We start from the raw sequence: 26,812 nt of genomic DNA on the forward strand, positions 1-26,812 counted from the left end.
GCGTAGTGCGACCGGCTTCTGAGTTCGAAGCCCGAGATTCAGCGCGTCGAGCCCCATTTTCGGAATGCCGCTTGTTAATCCACGACCAGGTCAATTTCAGCGTAACGTCACGCGCGTTCAAGCTCGCTAATGGAAGAGGACTTGATGCGAAAGATTGCCATGGCCGTCGTCGCGGGAGCCATATTGAGCGGCTCGTTGGCGACCGCTCAGACCGCGACTGCCGCGCAGGTGACACACGATCCGAATATCACCGTGTACACGCAGGCTCCGAGGCCGACGGTGCAGGGGCTCGATTGCGCAGGCGGAACCGGCCGCATGGGCTGTGGTCCTGGGTGGTTCTGGCGCGACGGCTGGCGCGGTTTTGCGTGCTACCCCTGCTGACGCACGCTGAGCCGGCCTGACTCGGCGACGGCTTGCAGACGAACATCACCTGACAAACATCGGATAGGAGCACGTCGCCCATGAATCGACCTCTGATCGCGATCGGTGGATTGACGGCCGCCGCACTCCTGGCGGCCGGTATGACCATCGGCGGATCCAGCAGTGCCGCAGCGGAACCCGGCGATTACAGCGCCATTCCCGTCAGCCCCAACGTCATCACGGATTCAACGGCCTATACCGCCTCTGCACCGACGATCAATCCGAACGGCCAGCCAGGTGTCACGACGGTCTATACCCATCGCGACGACACCCGGCAGATCACGAACACCATCCTGGTTCTGCCCGACCCCCAGGCGGCCACGAACGCGATCAGCGAAATACAGAGCGGACTGGGCGACCGGGTCAGCAATGGAAGGACGCGGCCGGCGGCGGTGGGGACAGGTGGAACCGTCGTCACGGGGACCTCACCCGATGGAACCAAGTCCGTCAGCGTGCTGCTGTTCACCGAGGGCAATGCCGCTGGGTCAATCGAATTCGAAGGACCGAAGACCGATTCCGTGCCGCTGGACTTGGTCGTTGACTACGGCCAGAAACAGGACACGGCAATCAAGGATTCGCTCACGGCCTGACCCGTGGGACGTTCTGAATGACCGGCACGGCCCCGCAGCCCGACAACTACAAGCCCGGCAAGGCCGGCAGCGTCATCGACGCATTCCTCGACTCACCACTCTCCGGCATCGCACCGTGGGTGCTGTTCTCGCTGTTCTCAACGCCGGGCCGGTTCGAGGAAGCGATTTGTGCGGCTTTGGGATTGACGCTGCTGATGTTGTGGATCGGAAGTCGGCGGGGTATCAGCATTCACTCCCTCGAGGTGTTCGGCGTGGCGTTCTTCGCCATCCTCGCCGTCGTGGGTTTGACCGCCTCGGCGGGGACCATCCAGTGGCTCGAACTTTGGGCGGGCGAACTGACGAACGTGGCCCTGGCTCTCTTCGTCTGCGCGACACTGATCGCCCGCAAGCCGTTCACCGTGGCCTATGCCAAAGAACGGACCCCGCAGGAGTATTGGGGCAGTGCACTATTTCTGCACATCAACTACGCGATCTCAGCAGTATGGGCGGGTGCGTTCATCCTGTCGGCAATCGTCGGTTTTGTCGGGGATGTCGTCCTGCATGATTCCAACAACTTCTGGACGGGCTGGGTGCTTCAGATTGCCACCCTCTTCTTCGCGGTCGCGTTCACCGAGTTCTACCCCGACTACGCCGGGGCCAAGGATGCCGCCGACCGAGGAGAACCGGAGGAGGTAGCACAGCCGGTCTCCGCCCTCTACGACTGGCTGCCCACATTCATCCTGGCGGCCGGCATCTTCGGCTGGGTCACCGATGCGCTACCCGACGCCGTCGGCATCGGCATGGTCGTCTTCGGAGGCGGCGGAGCCGCGCTGATCCGAACGTTCTCCGCGAAACGCGACGAGCCCTCTGACCCCTAGGGGCACCGGAGTTCAGCCCGTCGGGCAGGTGGCCGCCGCATCGCGCAGCACCACCGCCGACGGCTGGTCGATCGGCAATCCGTAGCCGCGCAGTACCTCGGCGAACTGCACCGAGTACTGGCACCAGAACGCGTGGTTGGGCGGCATCCACACTCAGGGCTGGCCGTCGCCTTTGTCCTGATTGCCCTGGCCAGCTACCGCCAACAGGTTGGCCGGATCGTCGGCGAACCGGGTACGCAGACTTCGGCTTTCACGATCCTGAGGCGGCAGAGCAGCCCTGGACGGCGACGACCTGGACGCTCAATTCGCTGCGGGATTGGGGCCTCGACCCCGCCGCCCTACGCGAGCGCCGCACGGCCGAGCTCCTCGCCGAGAACTGCTAGCGGCTTGGAACCGACTCCCACTGCCCGCGGCTATCCCAGTTCGATACGCGTCCGCTCCGCCAGCGCCAGCACCGTCATGCCGAAGGTTTCGACCACCCGTACGTGGCCTTCACCGCTGCTATCGATGTCGAAGATGGCGTGATCGGTGTAAACCCGGCTGACGCAGCGCAGTCCGGTCAGCGGATAGTCGCACGCCGGAACGAGTTTGGCGGTGCCATCCTTTGCGAAGAGGTTCATCATGACGAACACGTTCTTCGCACCGATCGCAAGGTCCATGGCCCCGCCGACCGCTGGGATGGCGTCCGGCGCGCCGGTGTGCCAATTCGCCAGATCTCCGCGCTGACTAACCTGGAAGGCGCCGAGTACGCAGATGTCGAGGTGGCCGCCGCGCATCATCGCGAAGGAGTCGGCATGGTGAAAATAGGACGCTCCGGGGGTCTCGGTGACCGGAATCTTGCCTGCGTTCGTGAGATCTGGGTCGACGGCTTCGCCGACGGCTTCTCCACCCATACCGAGCATGCCGTTCTCGGTGTGCAACACGACATCGGCCTCGGGTGTCAGGTACTCGGCGACGGTCGTTGGTTGACCGATGCCGAGGTTCACGTACGAGCCGGATGGGATGTCGCGGGCGATGATGGCAGCGAGTTCGCGGCGGTCCAGTGGGCCGCGGTCTAGATGCTCAACAGTGGCCCGGGTCGGGATGTGCAGCGTCATGAAGCCACCTCCGTGGTATGCCGGGAGACGGAAATCGCAGACAGTTCGAGGATGCGGTCGACGAAGATCCCCGGCGTGACCACTGTTTCGGGGTCGATGTTGCCGGCGTCGACGACGCGGGACACCTCGGCGATGGTCAGTGCCGCGGCGGTGGCCATCACCGGCCCGAAGTTGCGGGCGGTCTTGCGGTACAACAGGTTTCCGGCCCTATCGCCAATGTGGGCACCGATCAGGGCGACGTCGCCGCGGATCGGGTATTCCAGGATGTAGTCGCGGCCGTCGATGGTGCGGGTCTCCTTGCCCTCGGCCAGCGGCGTCCCGACGCCGGTCGGGCAGAAGAACGCACCGATTCCCGCGCCAGCCGCCCTGATGCGTTCGGCGAGATTTCCCTGCGGCACGACTTCGAGGGCGACCTTGCCTGCGCGGTAGAGTCCGTCGAACACATGGGAATCGGTCTGCCGGGGAAATGAACAGATCACCTTGGCGACCCGCCCGGCAGCCAGCAGCGCGGCCAGGCCAGTGTCGCCGTTGCCCGCGTTGTTGCTCACGATGGTGAGGTCGCTGGCTCCTTGTTCGATCAATGCGTCGATGAGTGTGGTGGGCATGCCTGCCATGCCGAATCCACCGACGAGAATCGTTGCACCGTCGGCGATTCCGGCGACCGCCTGCTGCGCGGTATCGCAGATCACGGTGCGGCTCACGATCGGTCTCCGTTGTTGTCGAGATCGGGCAGTACCTCGGCGGCGATCCGGAACGCGGTGTTGGCGACCGGCACGCCGCAGTAGATCGCGGTTTGCAGCAACAACTCCTTGATCTCGTCGTTCGTCAGGCCGTTGCGACGGGCGGCCCGCAGATGCATGGCCAGCTCGTCGTGATGACCACGCGCGACAAGGGCCGTGAGTGTGACCAGCGACCGGCTGCGGCGGTCCAGACCCTGGCGGGTCCAAATGCTGCCCCAGGCGTATTCGGTGATCAACCGCTGGAAGTCGGCGGTGAAGTCGGTGGTCGCCGCGATCGCCCGGTCGACGTGCGCATCGCCGAGCACCTCGCGCCGCACCGCCATTCCGGCGGCGTAGACCTCGTCGGTGGTCATCGCTGGGCGGTCCGTCGCTGCACTCAGATGCCCGACGATCAGCTCGGCGACCCGCACGGGCTCCTCGGCGGGCGCGAGGTGGCCGACTCCGTCGAGTACTACGACCCGGCCGTCCTTGACGCCAGAAGCGATCCGCCGCAAGCACTCCGGCGGAGTGGGGATGTCGTCGCTGCCGGCGATGGCAAGAACAGGCGCGAGGATCTCATGCAGCCGATCAGTGACGTCGAAGCCCGCTAGCGCTTCACATGTCTGCGCGTAGGACTCTGGATCGGTGTCACGCAGGGCGCCCAGCAATGCCGCGCTGACATCGGGTCGTCGCTGAGTGAACCCGGCGGAGAACCAGCGTTGCGGCGCGCCGGGCAGGACGGCGTCGATGCCCACCGACCGCACCGCGACAGCACGCTCACGCCAGCTGTCCGGAGTGCCGATGGTCGCGCCGGTACACAGCACGGTCGCCGACGTGACGCGCTGCGGGGCATCGAGCAGAAGCTGCAGGCCCACACAGCCACCCACCGAATCGCCGGCGTAGTGGAAGGTGTGGGCGGCGAATTCATCGGCGAGGGTCTGCACGCCGGCGGCGAGTTCGGCGATCGTGAACGACTCGCCACGGTCGCTGCGGCCGTGGCCAGGCAGGTCCCAGCCGACGACGCGGACGTGCTCGCACAGTCGTGCGGCCGCGTTGCCCCACAGAGTGGTGACCGAGGTACCCAGTGACGGGCCGAGCAGGAGCAGGCGGCCATTGGCGGGTCCGCCGAAGTCGGTGGCAATGAGGCCCGGAATGCTCATGGCGCGTCCTTGACGTAGCGACGCGCACGTTGCAGTGTCGAGTCGATCAACCGCTCTGCGGCGCCGGTGTAGCCCGGAATCGCTGGGCGCCCGGTCAATTCGGTCATGGTTTGTTGCTCGGAGAGCACTCCGTGGGCGGCGGCCATGTTGGCGGCCGCGCGGGCCGGGTTGACCCGCAGCCCGGTCAGCAGTTCGGAGGTGTGTGCGGCACCAACGACGGTGTGGCGGGCCAACGTGCGTAGGGTGGCCCACTCGGCGTGCCAGGCCCCGTCGGAGCGTTCGTCGACGCTGGCCGCTGCGGCGGCGTGCAGGGTGGCGCCGAGCGGACCCGTGGTCAGTGCGGCGCGCCGGATCAGCACCGAGCGGACGGGATTGTTCTTGTGCGGCATGGTCGACGAGCTGCCGACGCGTCCCTCGGCCAGCTCGCCGATCTCCGGCCGGCTCCCGGTGGCGACGTCGGCGGCGATGTGCCCCCACGCATCGCAGCAGCCCACCAGCACATCACCGATACGGGTGATCGGCGATCTCGTCGTGTGCCAGGGCGGCGCCGGCGCCAACCGCAGCGCCTCGGCCAGCGCGTCGCTGAGCGCGATGGCCCCGTCGACCGAGCCGGCCAGCTCGGTGGCCGCCGCCAGCGTTCCCGCCGCGCCACCCACCTGCACGGGCAGCAAGGCCCGCACTTCCGCCAACGGCTCGGCGGCGTCGAGCACGCCGGACAGCCATCGTGCAACCTTCACACCGACCGTGCTCGGCAGCGCGGGCTGGGTCAGCGTGCGCGCAAGCATCGGTGTGCCACGGTGAGTTTCGGCGAGCGCGGAAAGAGTCTGCACCTGTGTGGCGAATTCATCGCCGATGCGGGCCAGCGCATCGCGCGCACACATCATCAGCGCGGTGTCGATCACGTCCTGGCTGGTCAGTCCGCGATGCAGCCAGAGGGCGCTCGGCTCCAGCGTGCGTTCCCGCAGCAACGCGACCAGCACGGTGACGGGGTTGCCGTCGGCGTCGGCGCCACGGGCGATCGTCTCGGCGTCGCCATCGGTCAGATGCTCCCCCAGATCGACCCGCGCCCGTGCTGGCGCGATCCCGGCATCGATGAGTCCATCGAGCCACGCTTGTTCGACGGCGACCATCGCGGCCAGAAACGCGGCATCACTCATCAGCTCACCGGCGTGCTGGTCGCCGGGCCAGAAGATGTCGGTCATCGTGGCTGTCCCGGGTAGCGCAGGAAGACGGTCTCGTCTTGGTTCTCGGGGCTGCCCTGCAATCTGATGTCGAAGCGCAGGCCGTGCTCATCGCGGTTGGCGATCAAGGAGTGGCGGCGCTCGGCGGGCAGCGACGTCAGCAGCCGGTCGCTCGCCAGCTGGCCCCCAGGGATGTAGGCCCGGGTGAACAGGCGATTGAGCAGACCGCGGGCGAAGACGGTGAACAGGATGAATGGGGCCGAACCCCGTTGGGTAGCACCGGGAGTCACGGTGGAGAAGCTGTAGTGCCCCTCGTCGTCGGTGCTAGCGCGGCCCCAGCCGGTGAACGTCCACCCGTCGCGACGAAGCGAACCGGTTGCCTTCGGAATTCTGCCGTCGGCGTCGGCCTGCCAGATTTCCAAGAGTGCATCGGGAACGGGCTGCCCGTCACCATCGACGACCACTCCGTGCAATTGGACCGCACCGGGGGATCCGGGTGGGACGAGCTCGCTGCAGTTGTCGAACGGGAGCGCATAGCCGAAGAATGGCCCGACGGTCTGCCCGGGGGTTGCGGTCAGCAGCGTCGTCATTGGTGATCGGCTCCGTCGTCGTGGTTTTCCAGTGGTGTACGACTCGCGCCGGTGAGCACGATGTCCCACCGGTAGCCGGTCGACCACTCGTGGGTCGTGACGTCGTGGTCGTAGCTGGCGACCAGCCGGTCGCGGGCCTTCTGATCGGCGATCGACTGGTAGATCGGGTCCAGGGCGAACAGCGGGTCGCCGGGGAAGTACATCTGGGTGATCATCCGCTGCGTGAATTCCGTCCCGAACAGCGAGAAGTGGATGTGCGCGGGGCGCCACGCGTTGCGGTGGTTCTTCCACGGGTAAGGCCCGGGCTTGATCGTGGTGAATCGGTAGCGCCCGTCGTCGTCGGTCAGGCAGCGGCCCACTCCGGTGAAGTTCGGGTCGAGCGGGCACGGATGCTGATCGCGCTTGTGGACGTAGCGCCCGCCGGCGTTGGCCTGCCAGATCTCGACGAGCTGACGGCGTACAGGCCGTCCATCGCCATCCACGATCCGTCCGGTCACCACCATCCGTTCGCCGATGGGCTGGCCGGGGTGCTGGATGGTCAGGTCGGATTCGAGCGGATGCACGTCGCGTTGCCCGAAGCACGGCGTCCACAGCTCGATGCCCTCGGGGTCGGCGTGGTGCAAGTCCTTGGTTGGATGTCGCAGCAGGCTGCTCCGGTAGGGCGCGTAGTTCAGCCGCGGCTGCGTCTCCTCGACGCCGGCGCGCTGGTACGCGGACTCGACCGCGGCGATCTCGACGCTGACTTCGGCCTGACTGGCCGATGCGCTGTCGGGGTCGGCCTCGATCATTGCTGCCGTGGTGCGCACGGTGTCGCCTCCTGGATGCGTCGCGGGTGGTGCGGTCGTCTGACAATGCTGTGGTGGCGTCGAATGCTCGGTGCCCTGCAGGTCGCGGCGCGCGGCATCGGCCGCTTGCTTTGACCCGCAGGACACCATGGCAGCGATCGCTCAGTTGTGGACCAGATCCCTGGCGGAGTCCGGGACCTTGTGACCGAGTAGTGGTGTCGATACGCCCTTGGTTTCGCGAGCGGTCAACGCTGATGCCGTGGCGATCAACACCACGACAGCGGTGAACACGCTGATTACCACCCAGCCACCCTCTCGCACACCGCCGAGTGCGGTGACGATGGACGGGGTGAAGCCGGCGACGAGGAAGCCAAGTTGGGTGCCGACGGCGACGCCCGAGAACCGCACCTTGGTGCTGAACATCTCGCCGTAGAACGACGGCCAGACGGCGTTGGCGGCGGCGTAGCCGAAGGCGAACGTGGCGATCGCGAGGGCAAATATCAGCGGCGTGTTACCCCCGCTCATCGAGAGCATGTAGAAGGGCATGAGTGCCGCCGACGCCAGCGCACCGTAGATGAACACCGGCTTGCGCCCAATGCGGTCGGCGAGCATTCCGAACAACGGCTGGGTTCCCATCGCGACGACATTGGCGACGACGACCAACCACAGTGTGATATCCGCTTCCAGACCCACCTTCTTGCCGTAGGCAATGGCCAGGTTGGCGAAAACCGTTGAGACCGCGGCGATGAACGCGCAGAACACCACGCGCAGCACGTCTTTCCAATGGTCGCGCATCAGCGGCACCAGCGGCATCCGGGCGATGTCGCCCGACGCCTTGGCCTCGGCGAACTCCGGCGGCTCGTGCAGGGTGCGACGAATGAAGTAGGCAACGAGCACGACGACGGCGCTGAACCAGAACGGCACCCGCCAGCCCCAACTGAGCTCGGCGTCGTCGGGCAGCGACACGAATGGGATCATCACCAGCGACGCCAGCACCAGGCCGCCTTGAGTTCCGGTCAGCGTCCACGACGTGTAGAAGGCCCGCTGATGGTCCGGAGCATGCTCCAGCGTCAGTGAGCTGGCTCCGGCCTGCTCACCGGCGGCCGACAGGCCCTGCAGCAGTCGGCACAGCACCAGCAGTGCCGGCGCGGCCCAGCCGATGGTCGAAAAGGTCGGCAGGCAGCCGATGAGGAACGTCGAAAGGCCCATCAGGACGAGCGTGAACATCAGCACCTTCTGCCGGCCGATCCGGTCGCCGAAGTGCCCGAGGATCAACGCGCCCACTGGCCGCGCGACATAGGCGACACCGAACGTCGCGAACGACATCACCAGTGCCGCTTCGTCGTCCGAGGGGAAGAACACCTTCGGGAAGATCAGCGCCGCGGCGGAGCCGAACAGGAAGAAGTCGTAGTACTCGACCGCGCTGCCCATGAAACTGGCCAGCGCGGCGCGTCGGGGCGTCCGCTCCGGGGTACTCGACGGCGCGCCGTCGGGCGGGTTGGTGTTGATCACGCTCATCGGATTCCTCCTAGTTTCCATTCAATGTCGGGACGACGGGTGAGAATTCACCCGACAAGGCTGCGAAAGTGCCGCGACATTCGGGCGGCGTCGGGGGTGATCCCGGTGATCAATTCGAATGCTGTGGTGGCCTGGTGGACGGCCATGTGGCCGCCGTCGAGAGTGCGGCAACCGGCCTGGCGCGCGGCCGTCAGCAGTGCGGTGTCCAGCGGGCGGTAAACGATGTCGGCGACCCACAGGCCCCGGTGCAGCAGCGCGGCGTCGAATGGCAGGCCGGGGTGTTCGGCCATTCCGGTGGGGGTGCAGTGCACCACGCCATCGCTGCCCGCCAGCAGGACCGACAGCTTCTCGAAGGCCGACGCGTCGACCCGTGCGTCCGGATGGCGGCTGGCGAGATCGCGAGCCAGGGTGGTGGCGCGGTCGACGTCGAGATCGACAACCGTGAGGTGTTCGGTGCCGAGTTCCAGCAGCCCATGCCCGACGGCCGCGCCCGCGCCGCCGGCGCCCAGCAGAACCACGTTCCTGGTGACCGCGCCGGGCAATCCCTCGGTGAATCCCGTCGCGAAGCCGGGGGCATCGGTGTTGTAGCCGATGACGCCGTTTCCCTCGAACACCACGGTGTTGACTGCGCCCAGCGCTGCGGCATCGTGGTCGAGAGCGTCGAGGTGCGGAATCACCAACCGCTTGCAGGGGTGGGTGACGTTGAGCGCGTTGAAACCGAGGGCGCGTGCCCATGTAAGGATCTCACCGATGCGCTCGGGCGTGACGCCGACCGCGTCGAGATCGATCGTGCGGTAGACGTAGTCCAGGCCGTGCGCGCGGCCTTCAGCCATGTGCAGATCGGGCGTCAACGACGGCCCAACACCCTGGCCGACGAGGCCCACCAGATACGGGCTGGATGCCACTCTCCACCGTCCTCACTAATGTACGAACTAGTACGTACGCAAAGTAGAGCACTGTGATGCGCGTCTCGTCAAGCCTTTGATGTGATTGGGGTCGCGTCAGCGAGCGGTGAGCCAGCCGACGACCACGTCGCCGATCATCCGGCGCAGGTGAGCGCGCTGGGTGGTCTCGGTGAAGTCGACGTCGAAGAGAAACCCGAAGGTATAGCGGTTCGCGACCTGGAACACGCAGTACGAGCTGATCACGATGTGGACATCCAGGGCGTCGACGTCGTTGCGGAAGACGCCTTGCTCGCGGCCGCGCGCGAGGAGCTCGTCGAGCAGCGAGGTCGCCGGCTGCGACAGGGTGCGCAGCGAGCCCAGCCGCCCGATGAACTCACCGCGGTGGATGTTCTCGATCGAGACCAGCCGGATAAAGGCCTGGTGGTCGAGGTGATGGTCGAAGGTCAGCTCGGCGAGTCGGCGCATCGCGATGACCGGATCGACGTGGTCGACTTGCAACTTCTGTTCGGCCTCGCGGATGCCCCGGTAGGCGTTCTCCAGCACCGCCATGTAGAGCTGCTCTTTGCCGCCGAAGTAGTAGTAGATCATCCGCTTCGTGGTGCGGGTGCGCTCGGCGATCTCGTCCACCCGCGCGCCGGAGTAGCCCGACTCGGCGAACACTTCCGTAGCCACCGCGAGCAGCTCGGCGCGCGTGCGCTCGGCGTCACGCTGCAGCTCTGGACGGGACTCGGTGGTCACGTCGGCAGCTTACTGGTCAGTGGCCCGATTCCCTCGTAACCCTTCCGATCTAATTAACTATTTGGTACATTGAGCCGCGACAGGAGGTCCCAATGAAGACATCCATCGCCACGGTCTCAATCAGCGGTGCCCTGACCGAAAAGTTGCACGCGTGCGCCGCGGCAGGATTCGACGGCGTCGAGATCTTCGAGCCTGACCTCATCGCCAGCGACCACAGCCCCGAGGAGATCCGCAGTCTCGCCCGACGGCTGGGACTGTCCCTGGATCTCTATCAACCGCTCCGCGACATCGAGGGTGTCGACGACGCCACGTTCGCCGAGAATCTGCGTCGCGCCGGTGCCACGTTCGCGACGGCACAGCGACTCGGTATTGACACGGTTCTGGTGTGCAGCAATGTGGCGACCGCGACCGTCGACTCCGACGAGCACTCGGCCGGCCAGCTCCGCGAATTGGGCGGCTTGGCGCAGAAGCACGGCATCAAGGTGGCCTTCGAGGCGCTGGCCTGGGGGCGCTTCGTCGACGACTACCGCCGCTCGTGGCGCATCGTGGAGCTGGCCGACCATCCCGCCGTCGGACTGTGCCTGGATAGTTTCCATGTGTTGTCCCGCGGGCATGACCCCGCGGCGATCGAGCAGATCCCAGGCGACAAGATCTTCTATCTCCAACTCGCCGACGCTCCTGCACTGACCATGGACGTGCTGTCCTGGAGCCGTCACCATCGGCTGTTTCCCGGTGAGGGCACCTTCGATCTCGCAACCTTCGTCTCGCATGTGCTCTCGACCGGGTTTGACGGTCCGCTGTCGCTGGAGGTCTTCAACGACACCTTCCGACAGACCGACCCGCACCGCACTGCCGTGCACGCCTTGCGCTCGCTGCTGTGGCTGCAGGACAAGATCGCCACGCAGCATGCGATTACGAACGTCACCGGCCTGACCGCGGTGGCGGAAGCCAAGCCGCCCACCGGCTTTGACTTCGTCGAGCTCAAGGCCGAGGACACTACCGAAGTGGAAGTCCTGCTCGAACAGCTGGGCTTCACCGCCCAGGGACGTCACCGAACCAAGCCGGTGTCGCTATGGGTCGCAGGCGCAGCCCGTGTCGTGCTCAACGAACAGCAGGCTCGCGACCTGGAACCCCACGTCGCCGCCGTCGGCCTGCAAGTGCCCGATGCCGAAGCGACCTCACGCCGGGCCGCCGATCTGATGGCGCCCACCGCCTACCGCCGCACCTACGCTTCCGAACAGCCTCTTGGCGGCGCAGTCGCCCCCGATGGCAGTGAGATCTTCTGGGTTACCGCACCGCCCACCGGCATGCCGCCGGCGTGGATCGATGAATTCGAGAACGGCGTACCCGGCGCCAAGCTCTCACCCGTACGCGCCATTGACCACGTCAACTTCGTGCAGCCCTGGCAGACTGCCGAGGAAGCCGTGCTGTTCCTGACCAGCGTCTTCGGGCTAGCCGCGGACGCGCCCACCGAGGTGGCGGCTCCCACTGGGCTGGTTCGCAGCCAGGTGATGCGCACCGCCGATGGCGCGGTTCGGTTGCCGCTGAACGTCGCCCCGCACGTGCTCGACGAATCCGGGATGCCCCAACATATTGCGTTCGCATGCGACGACGTTGTCGAGTTGGCTCGAGCTTCCCGCGCTCGGGGGCTGCCATTCCTCTCGGTGCCGGACAACTACTACGACTACGTGGCGGGCCGCTTCGGCGTGGACTCCGAGACAGTCGCCGAACTCCGCGAACTCGACCTGCTGTACGACCGGAATCCGGACGGCGAATTCGTGCATTTCTACACCCGCACGGTCGGCAGCGTCTTCTTCGAGTTCGTTGAGCGGCGGGGGCACTACGACGGATACGGATCCGACAATGCCCCGGTGCGTCTGGCCGCTCAACGAAGTGGCCTCGCAGGAACCATGCGGAGGTGACCGATCGACGGCGACTGCTGCTGGTCAATGGCCCCAACCTGAACCTTCTCGGTACACGGCAGCCCGAGATCTACGGGACGACGACCCTGCAGGAGATCGAGGAGGCGGTTGCCGCGACTGCGGCTGAGTTCGACGTGGCGGTGCGGGCCGTGCAGAGCAATCATGAAGGCGCCCTCATCGACGCCGTTCACGACGCGCGACTCGATTGCTCCGGCGTTGTCATCAACCCCGGCGGCTACAGCCACACGTCGATTGCCCTCGCCGACGCGTTGACGGCGGTGGCGCTGCCGGTCGCCGAGGTGCACCTGACCAATATCCAGCGGCGCGAAGCCTTTCGGCATCATTCGTACGTGTCCGCGGTGGCCGAGATGGTGGTCGCCGGTGCGGGGATCTTGGGTTACGAGCTTGCGGTCCGATACCTTGCAACGAGGGTGTCCGCCAAGTTACCTGGCTAGTAGTTCGCGTCGATCTCGTGCGCGGGGCCGATGTCGTCGTGTTCCCCCGACACGGATGTCAGCCCGTCGGGCAGGTGGCGGCCGCTTCACGCAGCACCGGCGCGGACGGCTCATCGATCGGCAGTCCGTAGCCACGCAACACCTCGGCGAACTGCACCGCGTACTGACACCAGAACGCGTGGTTGGGCGGCATCCACTCCGCGGGCTGCCCGTCGCCCTTGTGCCGGTTGGCCTTTCCCTCGACCGCGAGCAGGTTGGCCGGATCGTTGGCGAACCGGTGCGCAGCTCGTCCGTCCAGAACCGGGCGCCCAGGTCCCACGCCAGGGCCAACGGGACGAGGTGGTATCCATAGCTGCTTCCCGGTGCCGACGACGTCATCGACTGGTTCTGAATTGCCGGATTGTTGGCGTCGAAGACACCGTTATCCGTAGCTGATTAGGAGTGCAGCCGGCGTCAGCGCCGCACCCGAGCGTTCCGCCGAGATGTCAGACCGGGGAGTTACTTTGGCCCTAACCGAAAGGGTCAGGGTGGCGACGACGCAGCGGGTGGTACTCGACGGCACGACAACATGGACAGCCGTGTCGGAATCCCTCTCGGTGGTCGAGCCCGCGGAGAGGTACCTCGAGTTCGGCCGCCAGACCGGCTTCGCGCCCAACACCATCAAGGCATACGCCCGCGGACTCGCAATGGTGGACCTACCTCGAGACGAGCTCGAAATCCTGGGATGCAGTGCGAATCCACGACTTCGGCAACTTCCTCGCCGCCGTCCGACACAACGAGTTCGATGCAACCGTTTAGTCGCTGCGGCCGGAACCCCCAGCGCAGAGTTGCGGTGCGGGTGCGTTTGCCACGTAGAGAGATCCCGATCCTCACCCCGGGTCTGATCACAGATCTGCTCGACGCCGAAGCCGTGCCCTCCCCCCAACGACGGCGAATGGCACGGCGACCTTCGCTACCGCAGTGCAATTCAGCCGCCGATGCCCCGACCGCGACCAACGCACTTGCGAGTATGAAAACGTGAGCGTCCGGCCGCTTTCGGCGTCGGTGACATCGTTTCTGGGCTCAGCCGAGCGGGGCTCGTCCGTTGTGCGCAGCGAGAATTCTCTGGGCGGCGTTGATACCGGCGACCACGGCGGATTCCTGTCCAGAGGTAGCCAAGTAATCGCCGGCGACTTGGACTGGTTCATCGGCTGGGTAGCTATCGAGAAATCGCTGGAGGGCCGTGTAATACCCGACTTCGCCCTGGTGCGACGCGTACGACCATCGAGTGAGGCGGCCTGCGCGGAAGTTGCCACGAAGTTCAGCGAAGAGGCGCTCTACAAGGTCGCGGACGACTCCGATCAGGCGGTCATCGCTCCATGAGGCGAAGTCGTCGGAGTGGGTTGGGATGAAAGCGGTGATAAGGCTGGTGTCTGCTGGAGCACCGTCCGTCGCCTTGACATTTTCGATGAACAAGGTTCCTACCTCTGGGGACGACGCCGTCGGCACCATGATCAGAAAGGGCTCCTTGTCGGTGTTTCTGTCATACGTGAGTCGCGCCGTGATGCAACCGGCGTTCTTCGTCGCTTCTAGAAGCTCGGCCCCAGGTTCTTTCAGCGGCGGGTAAATCTCGACGGCATCCCGAAAAACAGTTGCGATCACACACGCGTCAGCCTGCACCTGAGCCGATGCCCCAAACTTGTCCTGGTACTGGACTTCGACACCGCGCTCATTGCGGTGCACGGCGGTGACCGGCGAGTCGAGATGGACATCGAGCAGATCGGCCAACCGGTCGGGCAAGAGCTGCAGCCCGCCCCTTATCGTCTGCATCTTGCCCGACGCGAGCACGGCGCCGGCAAAGAACTCGATCACCGACGCTCGGTCGCGTGGACTGGTCGTCATCGTCCGCGCTAATCCTTCGATCAACAGGTCGTTGATCTGACGCCCGAAAATCCGGTCGACGTAGGACTCGATGGACTCGTTGTCGTATTGCACACGGTTGCTCACGTCATACGGGCTCATACCGTAAACGGGTTTGATCAACCGCAGCGCATTGGCCACTAACCGCAGTTTCGCCCGCGCCGGCAAGAGCTTGGTCCTGAGAAACGATCTAACCGGCTTACGGGTGTCGAGAATGTGAAGCTCATTGCCCTTGACCACGCCCATTTCCGGCTTGCAGTCAACCACCTGGTCAGACAAGCCGACATCGCGAACAAGCTTCATGTACTCGGTGTACTTGTCCGTGACGATGACCGGTCCGACGTCGAACACGAAGCCGTCCTCGGACTCCGATAGCACCCGCCCGCCGACACGGCCCAGGGACTCAAATACCGTGACCTGCCAGCCCTGCTCACGGAGCCGGTATCCGGCGCTCAACCCGGCCAGGCCGCTACCTACGACGACCACGCGCTTCATATGACCTTCTCCACCCCGACGTTCGGAACCATGTGATCCCGGCGTCTACAAGATCTGCGCTGAGCATCACCTCACGTGGGAGGGCTGTCAAGGGCCGGCCAGAGCGGTCTCGAAGTCGCCTCCGACGAACGCCTCTGGCGCGTGAGAGAACCGCACATTCTTCAATCTCTGGACGAGACACCTGGCTTCAGGTCAATCGATCTTGACAAGTTCAGTGAGCATGTATCCGGTGCCCGAGCCCTGCGGGTCGATCCGCGAGCTCGGCCCCGACTCGTCGAGTTCATCGCCAACCTGCGCGACCGTATGGACGAAGCCCGCGCCAACGGTTGGACCGGCGAAGTTGGAGGACTCCAAACCAGCCTCAAAATAAGATTCACATTCTCAGTTCGGACCCCTCTGAAGCAGGGCTGAGTGCTGACAGTGATCTGAGACTCTGCTTTGACGCTCGTCCTGTGCGTGGGGCGAGCGTGGCTAACTTTGGCCATTCCGAGCGCGGCGTTGAAGCTCGTCTATGGCGTCCCAGTTGACCGCCGGCGTTGTGAGGCCACGCTTCTCGAGGTAGCGTCTCGCGGCTGCACGGCCGTTCCTGTTGAGACGCCAAAAGGTGATGAGCATCCCCGACGGGGCTCTAAATGCGGTGCTGATGAAGACCCAGTCACCCGCACTGCGCTCGAGGCGGCCTTTGATCTGCATCGCCGTGATGTTCCAGACCTTCTCATCGTGGGAGTGGCACAAGACGCTGGCCGGCCCCTCGGCGACCGCGACGCCGGCTGGCCAGGTGACGGACATCTGGCCCGTTTCAGCGTCGTAGCGCGGCGCGGTTTCACGGACGCTGACGGGGTAGCCCTCGGCGTCTACCGCGGTCACGACGGCCTCCGGAAACTTGGCGAGCCACTTGGCCGCCTCAGCCCACACGGTGCAACTCCGAAAGGTCCAGCGCTTGAGGGACGCTCGTGAAGTCGCGGGTCGGCCAGAAAGCAGCCCGCCGTGGCGTGACGTAGATCAGGATGCGCCAGTAATAGAAGGGCAGAAGCCGTCGGCCAAGCCACGAGCTCATGAAGGCGCCTGCGGGCTGGCGGCCGAACCACGTCTGCATGAACGCGGCGAGGTGGGGGTCGGCCATCATGTCGGACACGACGCGGTCCTCGGCCGTGGCATCGCCCTGAATCAGCACCGCACCCGGCTCAGTGACACCGGAGCCAATCGGCTCGGAGAACAACAAACTCACCTTGGCATTGCGCCGGATATTGAACGCCTTCTGCGGCAACCCGATGCTCGTACACAACAGGAAACGACCGTCCTCCAGCAATAGCGCACTCACGGGCCATGTTTGCGGCGAGCCGTCACGGGACAGAGTGGTGAACTCGCACGTTCGGTACTTGACGACAACCTCGACGGCTGGGGACGGCATGAATAGACGTTACGCCTGGAAAACACGCACCATCACTTTGACCAGGCATTTCGGCCTACCTCACGCCTGTTCCGCTGACTTGTCCCCGGATTGTGGCGCGGCTGCACAGGACCTTTCGGCGGCGTTTCAGAAAAGGCTCGCCATGCAGCGGCCACCGTGCGACGCCACATACGGTGGCATTCCGGAGCTGCCGGTCACGAGACTGAACTACGATTCCCGCCACGACCACGAATGGTTGGCCCGGGGGGATCCAATGATCGACACCAGCGACATGCTGTTCGCGCACCGTCTGTTCCGCCATGAGCTACGCAACGCGCCCGAGCTGATCGGTGGCGTCGAGGCGGGTGACACGAAGCGCTCCGCGTTGATCGCCGATCACCTCGGCTACATCGTGGCCGCGCTTCATCATCACCACACGGCTGAGGACGATCTGCTGTGGCCCGCGCTGCACACCCGTGTGCCCGCCACTTCTGACCTCACGATCAAGCAGATGGAAGACGCCCACGCCGCCATCGCCGAGGCGGTCGAAAAGGTACAGACCGTTCGAATGCCCTGGCGCACGTCGGCCGGCCCCGAACTGGCAGCGCAGCTGATCGCCGCGACCGAGGATCTATCGGCCAGAGTCGATACGCACCTCGAGGACGAAGAACAAAACATTCTTCCTTTGATCAATCAGCACATCACCGCCGACGAATGGAAGAGCTGCGTCAAGCGCGGCGCGGAGGGCATGCCCACGAACACGATGGCCCTCGTATTGCTCGGCCTCACGCTCCAAAACCTCACCCCCGACGAGCAACGGCAGTTTCTCGCCGGTATCCCGATGGCAGCACGCATACTCTGGAAACTGCTCGGGCAACGCACCTTTGACACATACCGGACCAAGATCTACGGCTCGGCCTAGTTTCACAACCCGAATGTAACCGGCGCATTGGGCGGAGCCACCTTACGCAGGACGTCAGGTGCTCGCGTATCGCGTCCCTTGGATAAGTTCAGAGAAGCCTGCCTCACCTGCGCCAAGTTCGTCACCGACGTCACCCACGGCCCCGAACTGCGCCGCCAACTAGAGGACACGGAACGCTTGGTGACAAACCGCCAGGAGGCCTTCAGCGCCAAGTACGGCGCTCCCATGGGTGACGACAACGTTTGGCTGCAGGGCCGCCGCACCGAAATGGACTCGCTGAACCGCACCTTGCTCTCGATCACCGACCGCGCCGTGCGCGGTGCGGGCGTTACCGACCAACCCGCATTGGAGCGCGATTGTGCCGCAGCATCTTCGCAAAGCCGCTCAACGCCAACACGATCAAGCCACCGAAAGAGCGACCACTGCGCTGGCACGACTGTCGGCCACTGGGGCGGCGGTCAGCTTCGCGAGCGTCGCCCGCGAGGCCGACGTCTCCACCGACTTCCTCTACCGCCAGCCTCAGCTACGTCAACGCATCCAACAGATGCGCACCCCAATCAATCGGACCGTGAACGCTGTCGATTCAGAGGGCGGGACGCCGCCGGCCGAATCGGCCCCTGTCCGTGCCCTTTCAGCGCAACTGAAGGAACTTCGACGAGGTCACAACGATCAAGTCTCCGCACTCCAGAAGGCACTCGCAGTAGCACAAGGTGAGAACTTGGCGCTGCGAAGGAAACTCGCGGCGTACGAGTAGCGCAGCACTCAACTTTGCACCCGCGCGGGTCGATTATATCGGTCTGCTCTAGCGGGCAATATCAGCCCCCAAGACCTTACGACGATGAGGAGAATCGCAACGATTAGTCTGGGTTCCCCGCGGACAGCCAGGTGCTGAGATCTACGACCAATACAAGCAACTCGTCCCGTGATACCGCTCTGCGGCTGGGGTTGGCGAGGTCTGAAAGATGAGCCCACCGATGAAGTTCCGGGCCATCAGTTCGACGCTGCCCTCGCGCACAAAGCCGCGACGTTTCGGCTGCGATGGCCAGCATTGTCGTCGTCCAGGTCCTTGAATCGGACAAACACGCACTCGATCGGAAGGCGCACATGATATGACTCATGCGATCAGCAAAGATCAGCCGTATCGTGACAATGCGGGGGTGTACACGTGGACGTGCAGCGGTTTATGCACCAGGCGGCTGGCGTCGACTGGCACTGCGAACAACGAGGCGATGGCCCACCTGTTGTGTTGGTGCCATCTGGCGAAGGGGATTGCGCGTCGTTCGAGCAGGTGGCGGCTCAACTGGCCGATGAATTCACAGTACTGACCTTCGATACCCCCGGTTTCTCAAGAAGCCACGTCCAAACTGCTGATGACGTCTCGGTATCGAACCTTGCCGAGCAGATCGCGGGCCTGGTCGAATCGTTGGGGATCTACCCCGCCAGTTTCTATGGATGCAGCTCCGGCGGGCTCGCTGTCCTCGACCTCGTGGTCCGCCACCCCGAACTTGTCCGGAACGCCATTGTGCACGAAGTCGCGACGGCCGAGTCCCGAGCCCCGTTGGCCGTCCTCGCGACGTTAGACGATGCGGCGGTAGTTGAGAGCTGCAAATTTGCCTACGGGCACGTGTTGAACGACGACCTCGCCGCATGGGAAGCACTCGGCGACGAGTACCACACCCGCCTCGCCGACAACTATGTGACGTGGGTCCGCCGCTACGTCGCCCCCGAACCACCACCGTCGCATTCGCCGGAAGATCTCGCGGGCAAGCCCATTACATGGACGATCGGGGGCCTGAATCCGGCTGGCATGTTCTTTGACAACGTTGTGCTCGCGGTCAAATCCGGCTGCCCGATCAGTCTATTGAATTGCAAACATTTCCCGCAGGTCAGTGCAGCAGGCATGCTGGCAGAGCACATCCGCGCGATCGCCCAACGACACGGAGCCCATGAATTACACTGACCAACAACGCTGTTCGCGGACAGACGTCGGACCCCGCAATCGACAGCGCGGCCAACAGTCGTGAGATTTGCAGCATTCTGCCCAACTTCACGCGCATTGCGAAACCCACTCAGCCGTGGGGATACCAGCAGAACGGACGCGACATCGACTCCTCATCGCCGAGCTTCCCCAACACGCAGACTTGGGCGAACGGAGAGCTCAACTCTTCGGGCAGGTCCCGGCCGCGTCACGCAGAACCGGCACCGAGGGCGCATCGACAGGCAACCCGTAGCCGCGCATCACCGCGACGAACTGCACTGCGTACTGGCACCAGAACGCGTGGTTCGGTGGCATCCAGACCGCGGGCTCTCCGTCGCTCTTGTCCTCGTTGATCGGTCCGTCCACTGCAAGGAGATTGGCGGGATCGTTTGCGAACCGCACGCGCATCTCGTCGGTCCAGTTCCGAGCCCCTTGGTCCCAGGCGTAGGCCAATGGCACGAGATGATCTATCTGGACCGCCGCACCCGTCTGGTTTCCGCGCACGAGGTTGATGGTTTCGCCGGTGTACGGATCGTGCAAGGTACCCGTCGCTACTGCGTTGGGGCAGCGGCTAATTGACACGTAGGTCTTGTCCACGAGGTCGCGATCGAGAATGTCGTTGCGGGTGTCGCAACCGTTGTGTCCCCCGGGCGCGGCGTTGTCGTCCGTCCAGCTGTCGCCGAAAGCCGCTCGGCGGTAGTCGTTTCCACGTATCCGCTGGGGAATCTCCGCGATGCCTGCGAGCACGTCGACGCCGGGGGCGACGGTGGGCACGTCGGCCGCCGCGACGAACCGGCCTGCACTCTGGGTCGACACCACCACCTGAATCGCCACCACCACGGCGAGCAGCACACCAGCCGCCAGCCACATCCACCGCTTCACGACTTGTCCAGGTACTCGACGCGCTCGGTCTCGGTGAATTGCGCTGCCAGTAGTGCCATTCCCCGATTATCCGGGTCCTGTTCGTAGAGCGACTCACAGAACTCGCGAGCAGTCAGAATGACATCGAGGTGCTCGGACAGCGACAAGAACCTCAACGTGATGGCGCGGCCGGATTGACTGAGCCCGAGCACGTCACCCTCGTGGCGCTCCTTCAGGTCGAGGTCGGCGAGCACGAACCCGTCCAGTGTGCCGGCCACGGCCTTGAGCCGTGCTCCCACCTTGGATCCTTCCGGGAGCCGGGTGACGAGCAGACACAGGCTGGCGTGCTCGCCACGTCCAATCCGGCCGCGTAACTGGTGCAGCTGGCTGATGCCGAACCGATCCGCATCCATGACGAGCATGACCGTCGCGTTGCGCACGTCCACACCGACTTCGATGACGGTGGTGCACACCAGAACGTCGACGTCGCCGGCCCGGAAGGCGGCCATCACGGCGTCCTTCTCGTCACCGGACAGCCGGCCGTGCATCAGACCCAACTGCAGTTCGGACAGCGGGCCATGCCCGAGGTGCTCGAACAACTCGACGACCGGTGTGGCAGGCGGACCGAGGTTCTTGTCGTTGGCCGTCTTGTCGTTCGCGTCGATGCGGGAGGCCACGACATAGGCCTGGCGACCCGCACGCACCTCCTCGATGATGCGCGCCCACGCTCGGTCGAGCCAGGTCGGATGCTCCTTGGTGAAGATTGCGTTGGTGGTGATGGGCTGGCGGCCCCGGGGTAGCTCCCGCAGTGTTGACGTCTCGAGGTCGCCGTACACGGTCAGGGCAACCGTGCGCGGAATCGGGGTGGCCGTCATCACCAGGAGATGCGGCGTCAGGCCTTCGGGAGCCTTGGCGCGCAACCGGTCTCGCTGCTCGACTCCGAATCTGTGCTGCTCGTCGACGACGACCATGCCAAGATTGTGAAACTCCACGGCGTCTTGCAACAGCGCATGCGTGCCGATCACGATCCCGGCCCCACCCGCGGCCACCTCGTCGCGCACCTGCTTTTTCTGTTGCGCCGACATGGATCCGGTCAACAGCGCAACCCGAGTCGCCCCCTCGGCGCCGCCGAGCTCACCCGCCATCGCGAAGGGTCCCAGTACGTCTCGGATCGACCGCGCATGTTGGGCAGCAAGGACTTCCGTCGGCGCCAACAGCGCACATTGGTAGCCGCCGTCGATCATCTGCAGCATCGCCAGGACCGACACGATGGTCTTGCCCGACCCGACCTCGCCCTGCAGCATCCGGTTCATCGGGCGACTCGCCGCCAATTCCGCCGACAGCACGTCGAACACTTCGTGCTGCCCCTTGGTCAATTCGAACGGCAGCTGTTGCAGCATCGCTGCCAGGAGCCCGTCGTCCTTGGGCGCGACGACGGGCCCGGTTTCGCTCAGCTCGCCATATCGGCGCGCCACCAAACCCCATTGCAGCCCGATCGCCTCGTCGATGGTCAGTCGGTCGCGGGCACGATCGCGTTGCGCGGCGTTCTCGGCAAGGTGGATCGCTCGCAGCGCCTCGTCTTCGGAGATCAGATTCCGTTGGCGCAGGAACGATTCCGGCAACGGATCCTCGACGGGGTCGAGTACGTCCAGCACCTGGCGCACGCACGCGTAGATGTTCCAGCTCTGCACCTTGGCGCTGGCGGGATAGATCGGAAAGAGTTCCCGTTCGAAGACCGCCAGCAGATCATCGCCGGTTGCCCCCGACGAATCGGCGATGGTCTTCAGCGACTTGGTGCCGATCTCCTTGCCACTGGGCGAGGAGAGGACGAGGAACGCGGGATGCGTCAATTGCGTTGCGCCCTTGAAGTATCCAACTTCGCCGGAGAGCATCAGGCGAGTACCCTCTGGCAGTTTGTCGATCATCCAGTCCGCATTGAAGAAGGTTGCCGTGACGTTAGGCCGCCGACGTCCGAGGGTGACGCGCAGCCACTTGCGCGGCCGCTTGCCTGGCTGTGGCTTCATGGTGCCGACCTTGGTGTCGGTGATCACGTCGACGAACGTGACGTGTTCGCCTTCCTCGAGGTCGAGCTCGTCGCCCTCGCCACGCACCGACATGCCGTCGCTGTAGGTGCGCGGGTAGTGCCGCAGTAGGTCGTTGACCGTGCGGATCCCGAAGTGCTCCTCGAGTGGGCCTGCGGCCTTCTTGCCAAGGACGTAGTCCAGCCGATCGGTGAGTGCGGCCACCGCTATTCCACCCCGATCAGCAGCACGTCACCGCCGTGGCCGGTGTGATAGCTCACCAGCTCGGCACCGAGGTGTTCGTGGTGAACGTGCGCGCGCAGGGCCTCCCCCACGCTCGGGTCGACTCCGGCGCCGGTCAGGACGGTGACGAGTTCGCCGCCGGACGTCAGCAGAAGGTCGATCAGACCCGCGCCCGCGGCGGCGACGTCATCGCCGACGATCAACACCTCGTCGCCCGAAATGCCAAGGCCTTGGCCGGGACTGCACATGCCCGCCCAGGTCAGCGCCTCCTCGGTGGCAACACGAACCGAACCGTGCCGCGCGCCGGCGGCGGCACGCGCCATGGTGTAGCCGTCGTCCACCGCCTGACGGCCGGCATCGTGCACCGCCAGCGCGGCCAGGCCCTGCACCATCGACGCCGCGGGCACCGGCACCACGTCGATGCCCCAGCCGATCGCGGCGGTGCACCCGGCGACCAGTTCTTCGGCGGCGAGGTAACCGTTGGGCAGCACCATGATCTGCGCAGCTCCGGCGTCGACGAGCGCGCGGAGCAGGCGCTGCGCGCTGATCGGCGCGTCGGCATCCGGTCGCAGCACGTGCGCGCCCTCGCCTGCGAACAGCGCCTCTGCGCCGTCACCGTCGACGATCGCCAGCACGGCGCGGTCCCGGCTCCAGCCGCCCGGCGGCCGTGCCCCTGCGTCTCCGTTCAGCGCGGTGACCTGGATGCGGCTCGGCGTGCCGATGTCCAGCGCCGCCTCCACCGCGCCGCCCGCGTCGTCGGCGTGGACGTGCACCGAATACCGGCCACCGCGCCCGGACGCCGCGATGGCCACCGATTCGCCGAGCCGCTCGAGACGCTCACGCAACAGTTCGACGTCCGCGTGGTCGCAGTCACCGAGCAGGTACATCACCTCGAACTGCGGCGGCGCTCCCCCCGACACCGTCACCGCGTCGCCGGGCGGCCGGGCGGGCTGGTACTCGGCGCGTTGCGGCGACTGCCCGGCCAGTGCGCTGGTCATCGCGTCGAGAAGGACCAGCAGCCCGCGGCCTCCCGCGTCGACCACGCCGGCCTTGGCGAGGACGTCGAGTTGTTGTGGTGTCTTGTCCAGGGCGATCGCCGCCGCTTCGGAGGCCGATCCGACCACCGCGACGAGGTCCGCGCCGTCCTCGGCAGTACCCTCGGCGGCCCCGGCGGCGGCCTGCAGCACCGAGACGATGGTGCCAGGCACGGTCTCGCCCATCGACGCGACGGTCAGGCCGACCGCGTGGCGCAGGGCCGCGCCGAAGAGCGCGCCGTCGACGTCGGCGAAGTCGCCGTTGCGTTCGGCGGCTGCCTCGGCGGTGACGTCGGCGAGGCCGCGCAGGATCTGCGACAGGATGACGCCGGAGTTGCCGCGGGCACCCTGCAATGCGCCCTCGGCGAGCGCGGCGGCCACCGCGACCACGTCGCCGTCGGGGCGCGAGTCGGCCCGCGCGCACGCCGCACGCATGGTGAACAGCATGTTCGTGCCGGTGTCGGCATCGGCGACGGGGAAGACGTTCAGCCGGTTGATCTCGTCAGTGTGGGCGATCAGGCCGCCGACCGCGGTGTGGGCCCAGTACCGCAGGGTGGTCGCGTCGAGCCGACGAGCCGACATCCCACCTCCAACCGACGAGCCGCCGCGTGCGCTTGAGCCTAGCCACTGAGCCTGACACCACTCCACGGCGTTCGTCCCGGTGGATGCGTTTTGGCGATACCAGGGAAGGCCGGTATTCTGGTCGGGTTGTCGGGTCGAAACGCGCCGGTTGCGGCGCAGGACCCAGACCCCCAAGTACTGATCGAGGAGTTTCTACTATGGCTGCCGTGTGCGAGATCTGCGGGAAGGGCCCCGGCTTCGGTAAGTCGGTGTCGCACTCCCATCGCCGGACCAGCCGCCGGTGGGATCCGAACATCCAGACGGTGCGCGCCGTGGACCGCCCTGGCGGCAACAAGAAGCGCACGAACGTCTGCACGTCCTGCATCAAAGCCGGCAAGGTCGCCCGGGGCTAATCCCCGTTCAGATAGCGCCCAGGGCGGCGGTTACTCGCACTTCTGCACCCGCATCGCTATCTCAACGACGTCGTTGCAGCCACGCACTAGGCCAGCCGCCAGTCGATCGGGTCCGCACCCACCTCGGCGAGCAGCTGGTTGGCCCGGCTGAACGGCCGCGAGCCGAAGAACCCGCGCGACGCCGACAACGGCGACGGATGGACCGACTCGATCGTCATGCACTGATCGCCGGTCAGCATCGGCTTCAGCGTCGCCGCGTCGCGCCCCCAAAGCACCGCGACCAACGGCCCTGACCTCGCCACCAGGGCGCGGATGGCGCACTCTGTCACCGCCTCCCACCCCTTGCCCCGGTGCGACGCCGGCGTACCGGGCCGCACGGTGAGCACCCTGTTGAGCATCATCACGCCGCGCTGCGCCCACGGGGTCAGATCACCGGAGGTGGGCGCGGGATGCCCGAGGTCGGCGGCGTACTCGCGGAAGATGTTGTCCAGGCTGCGTGGCAACGGCCGGACGTCTGGCGCGACCGAGAAGCTCAGCCCCACCGCGTGTCCTGGCGTCGGATAGGGGTCCTGGCCGACGATGAGCACCCGCACGTCGTCGAACGGAAACGTGAAGGCGCGCAACACGTTCTCACCGGCGGGCAGATACCCGTGGCCCGCCGCGATCTCCTGGCGGAGGAACTCCCCCATCGCAGTCACCTGATCGGCAACCGGGTGCAGTGCACGGGCCCAGCCCCGCTCGACGATTTCGCTCAACGGACGTGCGGCCATGATGGGTCAACCTAGCGTGCGGCGTTGGTCAGAACGACTGCCAGCCCGGGTTTCCGCGCCACGGTGTCCCGTCCACCAGCACCCGCGCAGGACCGTCGACCACGACGCCGATGCGGCGCCAGCCATCCGGTAGCACCCCGGGGAACGTCGCGACCAGCGCGTGGTCTTCTCCCCCACCCAACACCCACGCCCACGCGTCCTGCGCCGTCGCGGCGGCCGCCTCGGCGAGCGCGTCGTGATCGGCCGCCAGCGCCTCAGACGACACGTCGATGCCGACACCCGACGCGTCCGCGACGTGCCCGAGATCGGCCAGCAGACCGTCGGACACGTCCGTCATCGCGGTCGCACCCGCGTCCGCGGCGATGGGACCCTGCCCGTAGCGGACCTCCGGCGTCAGGTGCGACCGGCGAAGCTCGTCGTGATCGCGAACGGCGTTGTGCAGCAACCAATATCCCGCCGCGGACCGCCCGAGATCGCCCACCACCGCCACTGTGTCACCGGGGCGGGCACCGTCCAGGCGGACGGGGTCGCGTCCCGCCAGGTCGCCCAGAGCCGTCACCGAGATCACCCACTGCGGGGCCGCGACGAGATCGCCGCCGACTATCCCCGCCCCGAACTTGCGGGCCTCTTCCCACATACCGTCGGAGAGTGCGAGCACGTCGTCGCCGGACGTGTCGCCGGGCGCGCCGAAGGCGACGACGAACGCGGTGGCCGTCGCACCCATGGCCTCGACGTCGGCCGCGTTCTGCGCGATCGCCTTGCGGCCGACGTCACGCGGGGTCGACCAGTCCAGCCGGAAGTGCCTGCCCTCGACGAGCATGTCGGTGGACACCACGGTGCGGCCGTCGGGTGCGAACACCACCGCGGCGTCGTCGCCGGGGCCAAGCGCCACCACCGGCGGCTGCTCCCGGTCGCGCACCAGTCGGTCGATCACGGCGAACTCGCCGAGCCCGGCCAGGGTCACCTTCACCCCGTCGCCCTCGTCGCTCGCCATGCCACCTCCAGCAAGATCTTCGTCCCCTGAACACCGGCGCGACCTGCGGTACGTTTGGTCCCCCGGAGTCTATTCAGCGGGACGGAGGAGACAGCGGGTGGTCGAGGCTTTCATGCTGATTCAGACCGAGGTCGGCCGCGCCGAGGTCATCGCCAAGCAGCTGGCCACGCTGCCGGGCGTGCTGTCATCCGAGTACGTCACCGGGCCCTACGACGTCGTCGTTCGCATCGGCGCCGACTCACTTGGCGACTTGCAGTCCAACGTCGTTCCCAGCGTCCAGCAGGTGACCGGGAT

General features: G+C 65.8%; 26 protein-coding genes and 2 pseudogenes. 9 read left to right on the forward strand and 19 right to left on the reverse strand.

What is annotated here, in order from left to right; genetic code table 11:
- The first annotated feature begins 461 nt into the window (after nucleotides 1-461).
- Both QOC69_RS26515 and QOC69_RS26520 read left to right on the forward strand, forming a co-directional pair.
- A complete protein-coding gene (locus tag QOC69_RS26515) occupies nucleotides 462-1,010 on the forward strand; it encodes a hypothetical protein (protein ID WP_526445275.1) in 549 nt (182 codons plus the stop codon).
- Nucleotides 1,011-1,027: 17 nt separating this feature from the next.
- On the forward strand, nucleotides 1,028-1,867 hold the full coding sequence (locus QOC69_RS26520) for a DUF3159 domain-containing protein (protein WP_526445277.1): 840 nt from the start codon (nucleotides 1,028-1,030) through the stop codon (nucleotides 1,865-1,867).
- 12 nt (nucleotides 1,868-1,879) lie between these two features.
- On the opposite strand, the pseudogene QOC69_RS26525 reads toward QOC69_RS26520, so the two are convergent.
- The 10 genes and pseudogenes from QOC69_RS26525 to QOC69_RS26570 all read right to left on the reverse strand — a co-directional run.
- Nucleotides 1,880-2,110, reverse strand: a pseudogene (locus tag QOC69_RS26525) (hypothetical protein); the annotation flags it as partial.
- A gap of 170 nt (nucleotides 2,111-2,280) precedes the next feature.
- On the reverse strand, nucleotides 2,281-2,964 hold the full coding sequence (locus QOC69_RS26530; protein ID WP_526445279.1) for a 3-oxoacid CoA-transferase subunit B: 684 nt from the start codon (nucleotides 2,962-2,964) through the stop codon (nucleotides 2,281-2,283).
- A complete protein-coding gene (locus QOC69_RS26535) occupies nucleotides 2,961-3,665 on the reverse strand; it encodes a 3-oxoacid CoA-transferase subunit A (RefSeq protein WP_526445281.1) in 705 nt (234 codons plus the stop codon). Before QOC69_RS26535 ends, QOC69_RS26530 begins: the two co-directional genes overlap by 4 nt.
- Nucleotides 3,662-4,843, reverse strand: a complete 1,182-nt coding sequence (gene pcaDC, locus QOC69_RS26540) for a bifunctional 3-oxoadipate enol-lactonase/4-carboxymuconolactone decarboxylase PcaDC (RefSeq protein WP_526445283.1) — start codon at nucleotides 4,841-4,843, stop codon at nucleotides 3,662-3,664. The genes QOC69_RS26535 and pcaDC overlap by 4 nt, the downstream gene beginning before the upstream one ends.
- Complete coding sequence (gene pcaB / locus QOC69_RS26545) at nucleotides 4,840-6,045, reverse strand: 3-carboxy-cis,cis-muconate cycloisomerase (RefSeq protein ID WP_526445285.1); 1,206 nt, start codon at nucleotides 6,043-6,045, stop codon at nucleotides 4,840-4,842. Before pcaB ends, pcaDC begins: the two co-directional genes overlap by 4 nt.
- The gene (gene pcaG, locus QOC69_RS26550; protein WP_526445287.1) at nucleotides 6,042-6,614 is read right to left on the reverse strand and encodes a protocatechuate 3,4-dioxygenase subunit alpha; all 573 of its coding nucleotides are present in this window, start codon (nucleotides 6,612-6,614) and stop codon (nucleotides 6,042-6,044) included. The genes pcaB and pcaG overlap by 4 nt, the downstream gene beginning before the upstream one ends.
- Nucleotides 6,611-7,402, reverse strand: coding sequence for a protocatechuate 3,4-dioxygenase subunit beta (pcaH, locus tag QOC69_RS26555; RefSeq protein WP_526445325.1), 792 nt, complete (start codon nucleotides 7,400-7,402; stop codon nucleotides 6,611-6,613). The genes pcaG and pcaH overlap by 4 nt, the downstream gene beginning before the upstream one ends.
- Nucleotides 7,403-7,561: 159 nt before the next feature.
- Complete coding sequence (locus QOC69_RS26560) at nucleotides 7,562-8,917, reverse strand: MFS transporter (RefSeq protein ID WP_526445289.1); 1,356 nt, start codon at nucleotides 8,915-8,917, stop codon at nucleotides 7,562-7,564.
- 47 nt (nucleotides 8,918-8,964) lie between these two features.
- Nucleotides 8,965-9,822, reverse strand: a complete 858-nt coding sequence (locus QOC69_RS26565; protein ID WP_526445291.1) for a shikimate dehydrogenase family protein — start codon at nucleotides 9,820-9,822, stop codon at nucleotides 8,965-8,967.
- 96 nt (nucleotides 9,823-9,918) lie between these two features.
- A complete protein-coding gene (locus QOC69_RS26570; protein WP_526445293.1) occupies nucleotides 9,919-10,560 on the reverse strand; it encodes a TetR/AcrR family transcriptional regulator in 642 nt (213 codons plus the stop codon).
- Nucleotides 10,561-10,652: 92 nt separating this feature from the next.
- Here QOC69_RS26570 and QOC69_RS26575 point away from each other — a divergent pair, with 92 nt between their 5' ends.
- A complete protein-coding gene (locus QOC69_RS26575) occupies nucleotides 10,653-12,482 on the forward strand; it encodes a bifunctional sugar phosphate isomerase/epimerase/4-hydroxyphenylpyruvate dioxygenase family protein (RefSeq protein WP_526445295.1) in 1,830 nt (609 codons plus the stop codon).
- Nucleotides 12,479-12,937, forward strand: a complete 459-nt coding sequence (aroQ, locus tag QOC69_RS26580) for a type II 3-dehydroquinate dehydratase (protein WP_526445297.1) — start codon at nucleotides 12,479-12,481, stop codon at nucleotides 12,935-12,937. Before QOC69_RS26575 ends, aroQ begins: the two co-directional genes overlap by 4 nt.
- Nucleotides 12,938-12,995: 58 nt before the next feature.
- Here aroQ and QOC69_RS26585 read toward each other — a convergent pair.
- The 4 genes and pseudogenes from QOC69_RS26585 to QOC69_RS26600 form a co-directional block, all read right to left on the reverse strand.
- Nucleotides 12,996-13,279: pseudogene (locus tag QOC69_RS26585) on the reverse strand (GmrSD restriction endonuclease domain-containing protein); the annotation flags it as partial.
- 720 nt (nucleotides 13,280-13,999) lie between these two features.
- Nucleotides 14,000-15,331 carry a protoporphyrinogen/coproporphyrinogen oxidase gene (locus tag QOC69_RS26590; protein ID WP_526445299.1) on the reverse strand — a complete coding sequence of 444 codons (1,332 nt, stop codon included), beginning with the start codon at nucleotides 15,329-15,331 and terminating at the stop codon, nucleotides 14,000-14,002.
- Between the two features lie 471 nt (nucleotides 15,332-15,802).
- Entirely contained in the window at nucleotides 15,803-16,198 is a 396-nt protein-coding gene (locus QOC69_RS26595; protein WP_526445301.1) for a hypothetical protein, read from the reverse strand.
- Nucleotides 16,199-16,235: 37 nt separating this feature from the next.
- Entirely contained in the window at nucleotides 16,236-16,742 is a 507-nt protein-coding gene (locus QOC69_RS26600; protein WP_526445303.1) for a pyridoxamine 5'-phosphate oxidase family protein, read from the reverse strand.
- Between the two features lie 253 nt (nucleotides 16,743-16,995).
- Between QOC69_RS26600 and QOC69_RS26605 the strand changes: the two genes are divergently transcribed.
- The 3 genes from QOC69_RS26605 (at nucleotide 16,996) to QOC69_RS26615 (ending at nucleotide 19,603) form a co-directional block, all read left to right on the forward strand.
- Complete coding sequence (locus QOC69_RS26605) at nucleotides 16,996-17,643, forward strand: hemerythrin domain-containing protein (RefSeq protein ID WP_526445305.1); 648 nt, start codon at nucleotides 16,996-16,998, stop codon at nucleotides 17,641-17,643.
- Between the two features lie 358 nt (nucleotides 17,644-18,001).
- Complete coding sequence (locus tag QOC69_RS26610; RefSeq protein WP_526445307.1) at nucleotides 18,002-18,397, forward strand: DUF6262 family protein; 396 nt, start codon at nucleotides 18,002-18,004, stop codon at nucleotides 18,395-18,397.
- Between the two features lie 411 nt (nucleotides 18,398-18,808).
- On the forward strand, nucleotides 18,809-19,603 hold the full coding sequence (locus QOC69_RS26615) for an alpha/beta fold hydrolase (RefSeq protein WP_526445309.1): 795 nt from the start codon (nucleotides 18,809-18,811) through the stop codon (nucleotides 19,601-19,603).
- Nucleotides 19,604-19,801: 198 nt separating this feature from the next.
- Here QOC69_RS26615 and QOC69_RS26620 read toward each other — a convergent pair whose 3' ends face one another.
- From QOC69_RS26620 to fakA, 3 genes are read right to left on the reverse strand one after another with little or no spacing between them, the layout of a single operon-like run.
- Nucleotides 19,802-20,491 (reverse strand): GmrSD restriction endonuclease domain-containing protein, encoded by a 690-nt coding sequence (locus QOC69_RS26620; protein ID WP_526445327.1) that lies wholly within the window; start codon nucleotides 20,489-20,491, stop codon nucleotides 19,802-19,804.
- Nucleotides 20,492-20,499: 8 nt separating this feature from the next.
- Nucleotides 20,500-22,728 carry an ATP-dependent DNA helicase RecG gene (gene recG / locus QOC69_RS26625; RefSeq protein ID WP_526445311.1) on the reverse strand — a complete coding sequence of 743 codons (2,229 nt, stop codon included), beginning with the start codon at nucleotides 22,726-22,728 and terminating at the stop codon, nucleotides 20,500-20,502.
- Nucleotides 22,729-22,730: 2 nt separating this feature from the next.
- Nucleotides 22,731-24,362: a fatty acid kinase ATP-binding subunit FakA gene (gene fakA / locus QOC69_RS26630; protein ID WP_526445313.1), complete on the reverse strand. Its 1,632-nt coding sequence runs from the start codon at nucleotides 24,360-24,362 to the stop codon at nucleotides 22,731-22,733.
- A 197-nt stretch (nucleotides 24,363-24,559) separates the two neighbouring features.
- Here fakA and rpmB point away from each other — a divergent pair, with 197 nt between their 5' ends.
- The gene (gene rpmB, locus QOC69_RS26635; protein ID WP_526445315.1) at nucleotides 24,560-24,754 is read left to right on the forward strand and encodes a 50S ribosomal protein L28; all 195 of its coding nucleotides are present in this window, start codon (nucleotides 24,560-24,562) and stop codon (nucleotides 24,752-24,754) included.
- 86 nt (nucleotides 24,755-24,840) lie between these two features.
- On the opposite strand, the gene QOC69_RS26640 is transcribed toward rpmB, so the two are convergent.
- Both QOC69_RS26640 and QOC69_RS26645 read right to left on the reverse strand, forming a co-directional pair.
- Nucleotides 24,841-25,524: a uracil-DNA glycosylase gene (locus tag QOC69_RS26640; protein ID WP_526445317.1), complete on the reverse strand. Its 684-nt coding sequence runs from the start codon at nucleotides 25,522-25,524 to the stop codon at nucleotides 24,841-24,843.
- A 28-nt stretch (nucleotides 25,525-25,552) separates the two neighbouring features.
- Nucleotides 25,553-26,518 (reverse strand): thiamine-phosphate kinase, encoded by a 966-nt coding sequence (locus tag QOC69_RS26645; RefSeq protein WP_526445319.1) that lies wholly within the window; start codon nucleotides 26,516-26,518, stop codon nucleotides 25,553-25,555.
- A gap of 97 nt (nucleotides 26,519-26,615) precedes the next feature.
- On the opposite strand from QOC69_RS26645, the gene QOC69_RS26650 reads away from it, so the two are divergent.
- On the forward strand, nucleotides 26,616-26,812 hold a 197-nt coding region (locus QOC69_RS26650), incomplete at its 3' end, for an Lrp/AsnC ligand binding domain-containing protein (protein ID WP_526445321.1).

It is taken from the genome of Mycobacterium sp., assembly GCF_032162105.1.
Lineage (GTDB): Bacteria > Actinomycetota > Actinomycetes > Mycobacteriales > Mycobacteriaceae > Mycobacterium.

Coding starts and splice junctions, on each gene's coding strand:
- QOC69_RS26515 (WP_526445275.1), top strand. CDS start 462: ATGAATCGACCTCTGATCGCGATCGGTGGATTGACGGCCGCCGCACTC.
- QOC69_RS26520 (WP_526445277.1), top strand. CDS start 1,028: ATGACCGGCACGGCCCCGCAGCCCGACAACTACAAGCCCGGCAAGGCC.
- QOC69_RS26530 (WP_526445279.1), bottom strand. CDS start 2,964: ATGACGCTGCACATCCCGACCCGGGCCACTGTTGAGCATCTAGACCGC.
- pcaDC (WP_526445283.1), bottom strand. CDS start 4,843: ATGAGCATTCCGGGCCTCATTGCCACCGACTTCGGCGGACCCGCCAAT.
- pcaB (WP_526445285.1), bottom strand. CDS start 6,045: ATGACCGACATCTTCTGGCCCGGCGACCAGCACGCCGGTGAGCTGATG.
- pcaG (WP_526445287.1), bottom strand. CDS start 6,614: ATGACGACGCTGCTGACCGCAACCCCCGGGCAGACCGTCGGGCCATTC.
- pcaH (WP_526445325.1), bottom strand. CDS start 7,402: ATGATCGAGGCCGACCCCGACAGCGCATCGGCCAGTCAGGCCGAAGTC.
- QOC69_RS26560 (WP_526445289.1), bottom strand. CDS start 8,917: ATGAGCGTGATCAACACCAACCCGCCCGACGGCGCGCCGTCGAGTACC.
- QOC69_RS26575 (WP_526445295.1), top strand. CDS start 10,653: ATGAAGACATCCATCGCCACGGTCTCAATCAGCGGTGCCCTGACCGAA.
- QOC69_RS26590 (WP_526445299.1), bottom strand. CDS start 15,331: ATGAAGCGCGTGGTCGTCGTAGGTAGCGGCCTGGCCGGGTTGAGCGCC.
- QOC69_RS26600 (WP_526445303.1), bottom strand. CDS start 16,742: ATGCCGTCCCCAGCCGTCGAGGTTGTCGTCAAGTACCGAACGTGCGAG.
- QOC69_RS26605 (WP_526445305.1), top strand. CDS start 16,996: ATGATCGACACCAGCGACATGCTGTTCGCGCACCGTCTGTTCCGCCAT.
- QOC69_RS26620 (WP_526445327.1), bottom strand. CDS start 20,491: ATGTGGCTGGCGGCTGGTGTGCTGCTCGCCGTGGTGGTGGCGATTCAG.
- fakA (WP_526445313.1), bottom strand. CDS start 24,362: ATGTCGGCTCGTCGGCTCGACGCGACCACCCTGCGGTACTGGGCCCAC.
- rpmB (WP_526445315.1), top strand. CDS start 24,560: ATGGCTGCCGTGTGCGAGATCTGCGGGAAGGGCCCCGGCTTCGGTAAG.
- QOC69_RS26640 (WP_526445317.1), bottom strand. CDS start 25,524: ATGGCCGCACGTCCGTTGAGCGAAATCGTCGAGCGGGGCTGGGCCCGT.
- QOC69_RS26645 (WP_526445319.1), bottom strand. CDS start 26,518: ATGGCGAGCGACGAGGGCGACGGGGTGAAGGTGACCCTGGCCGGGCTC.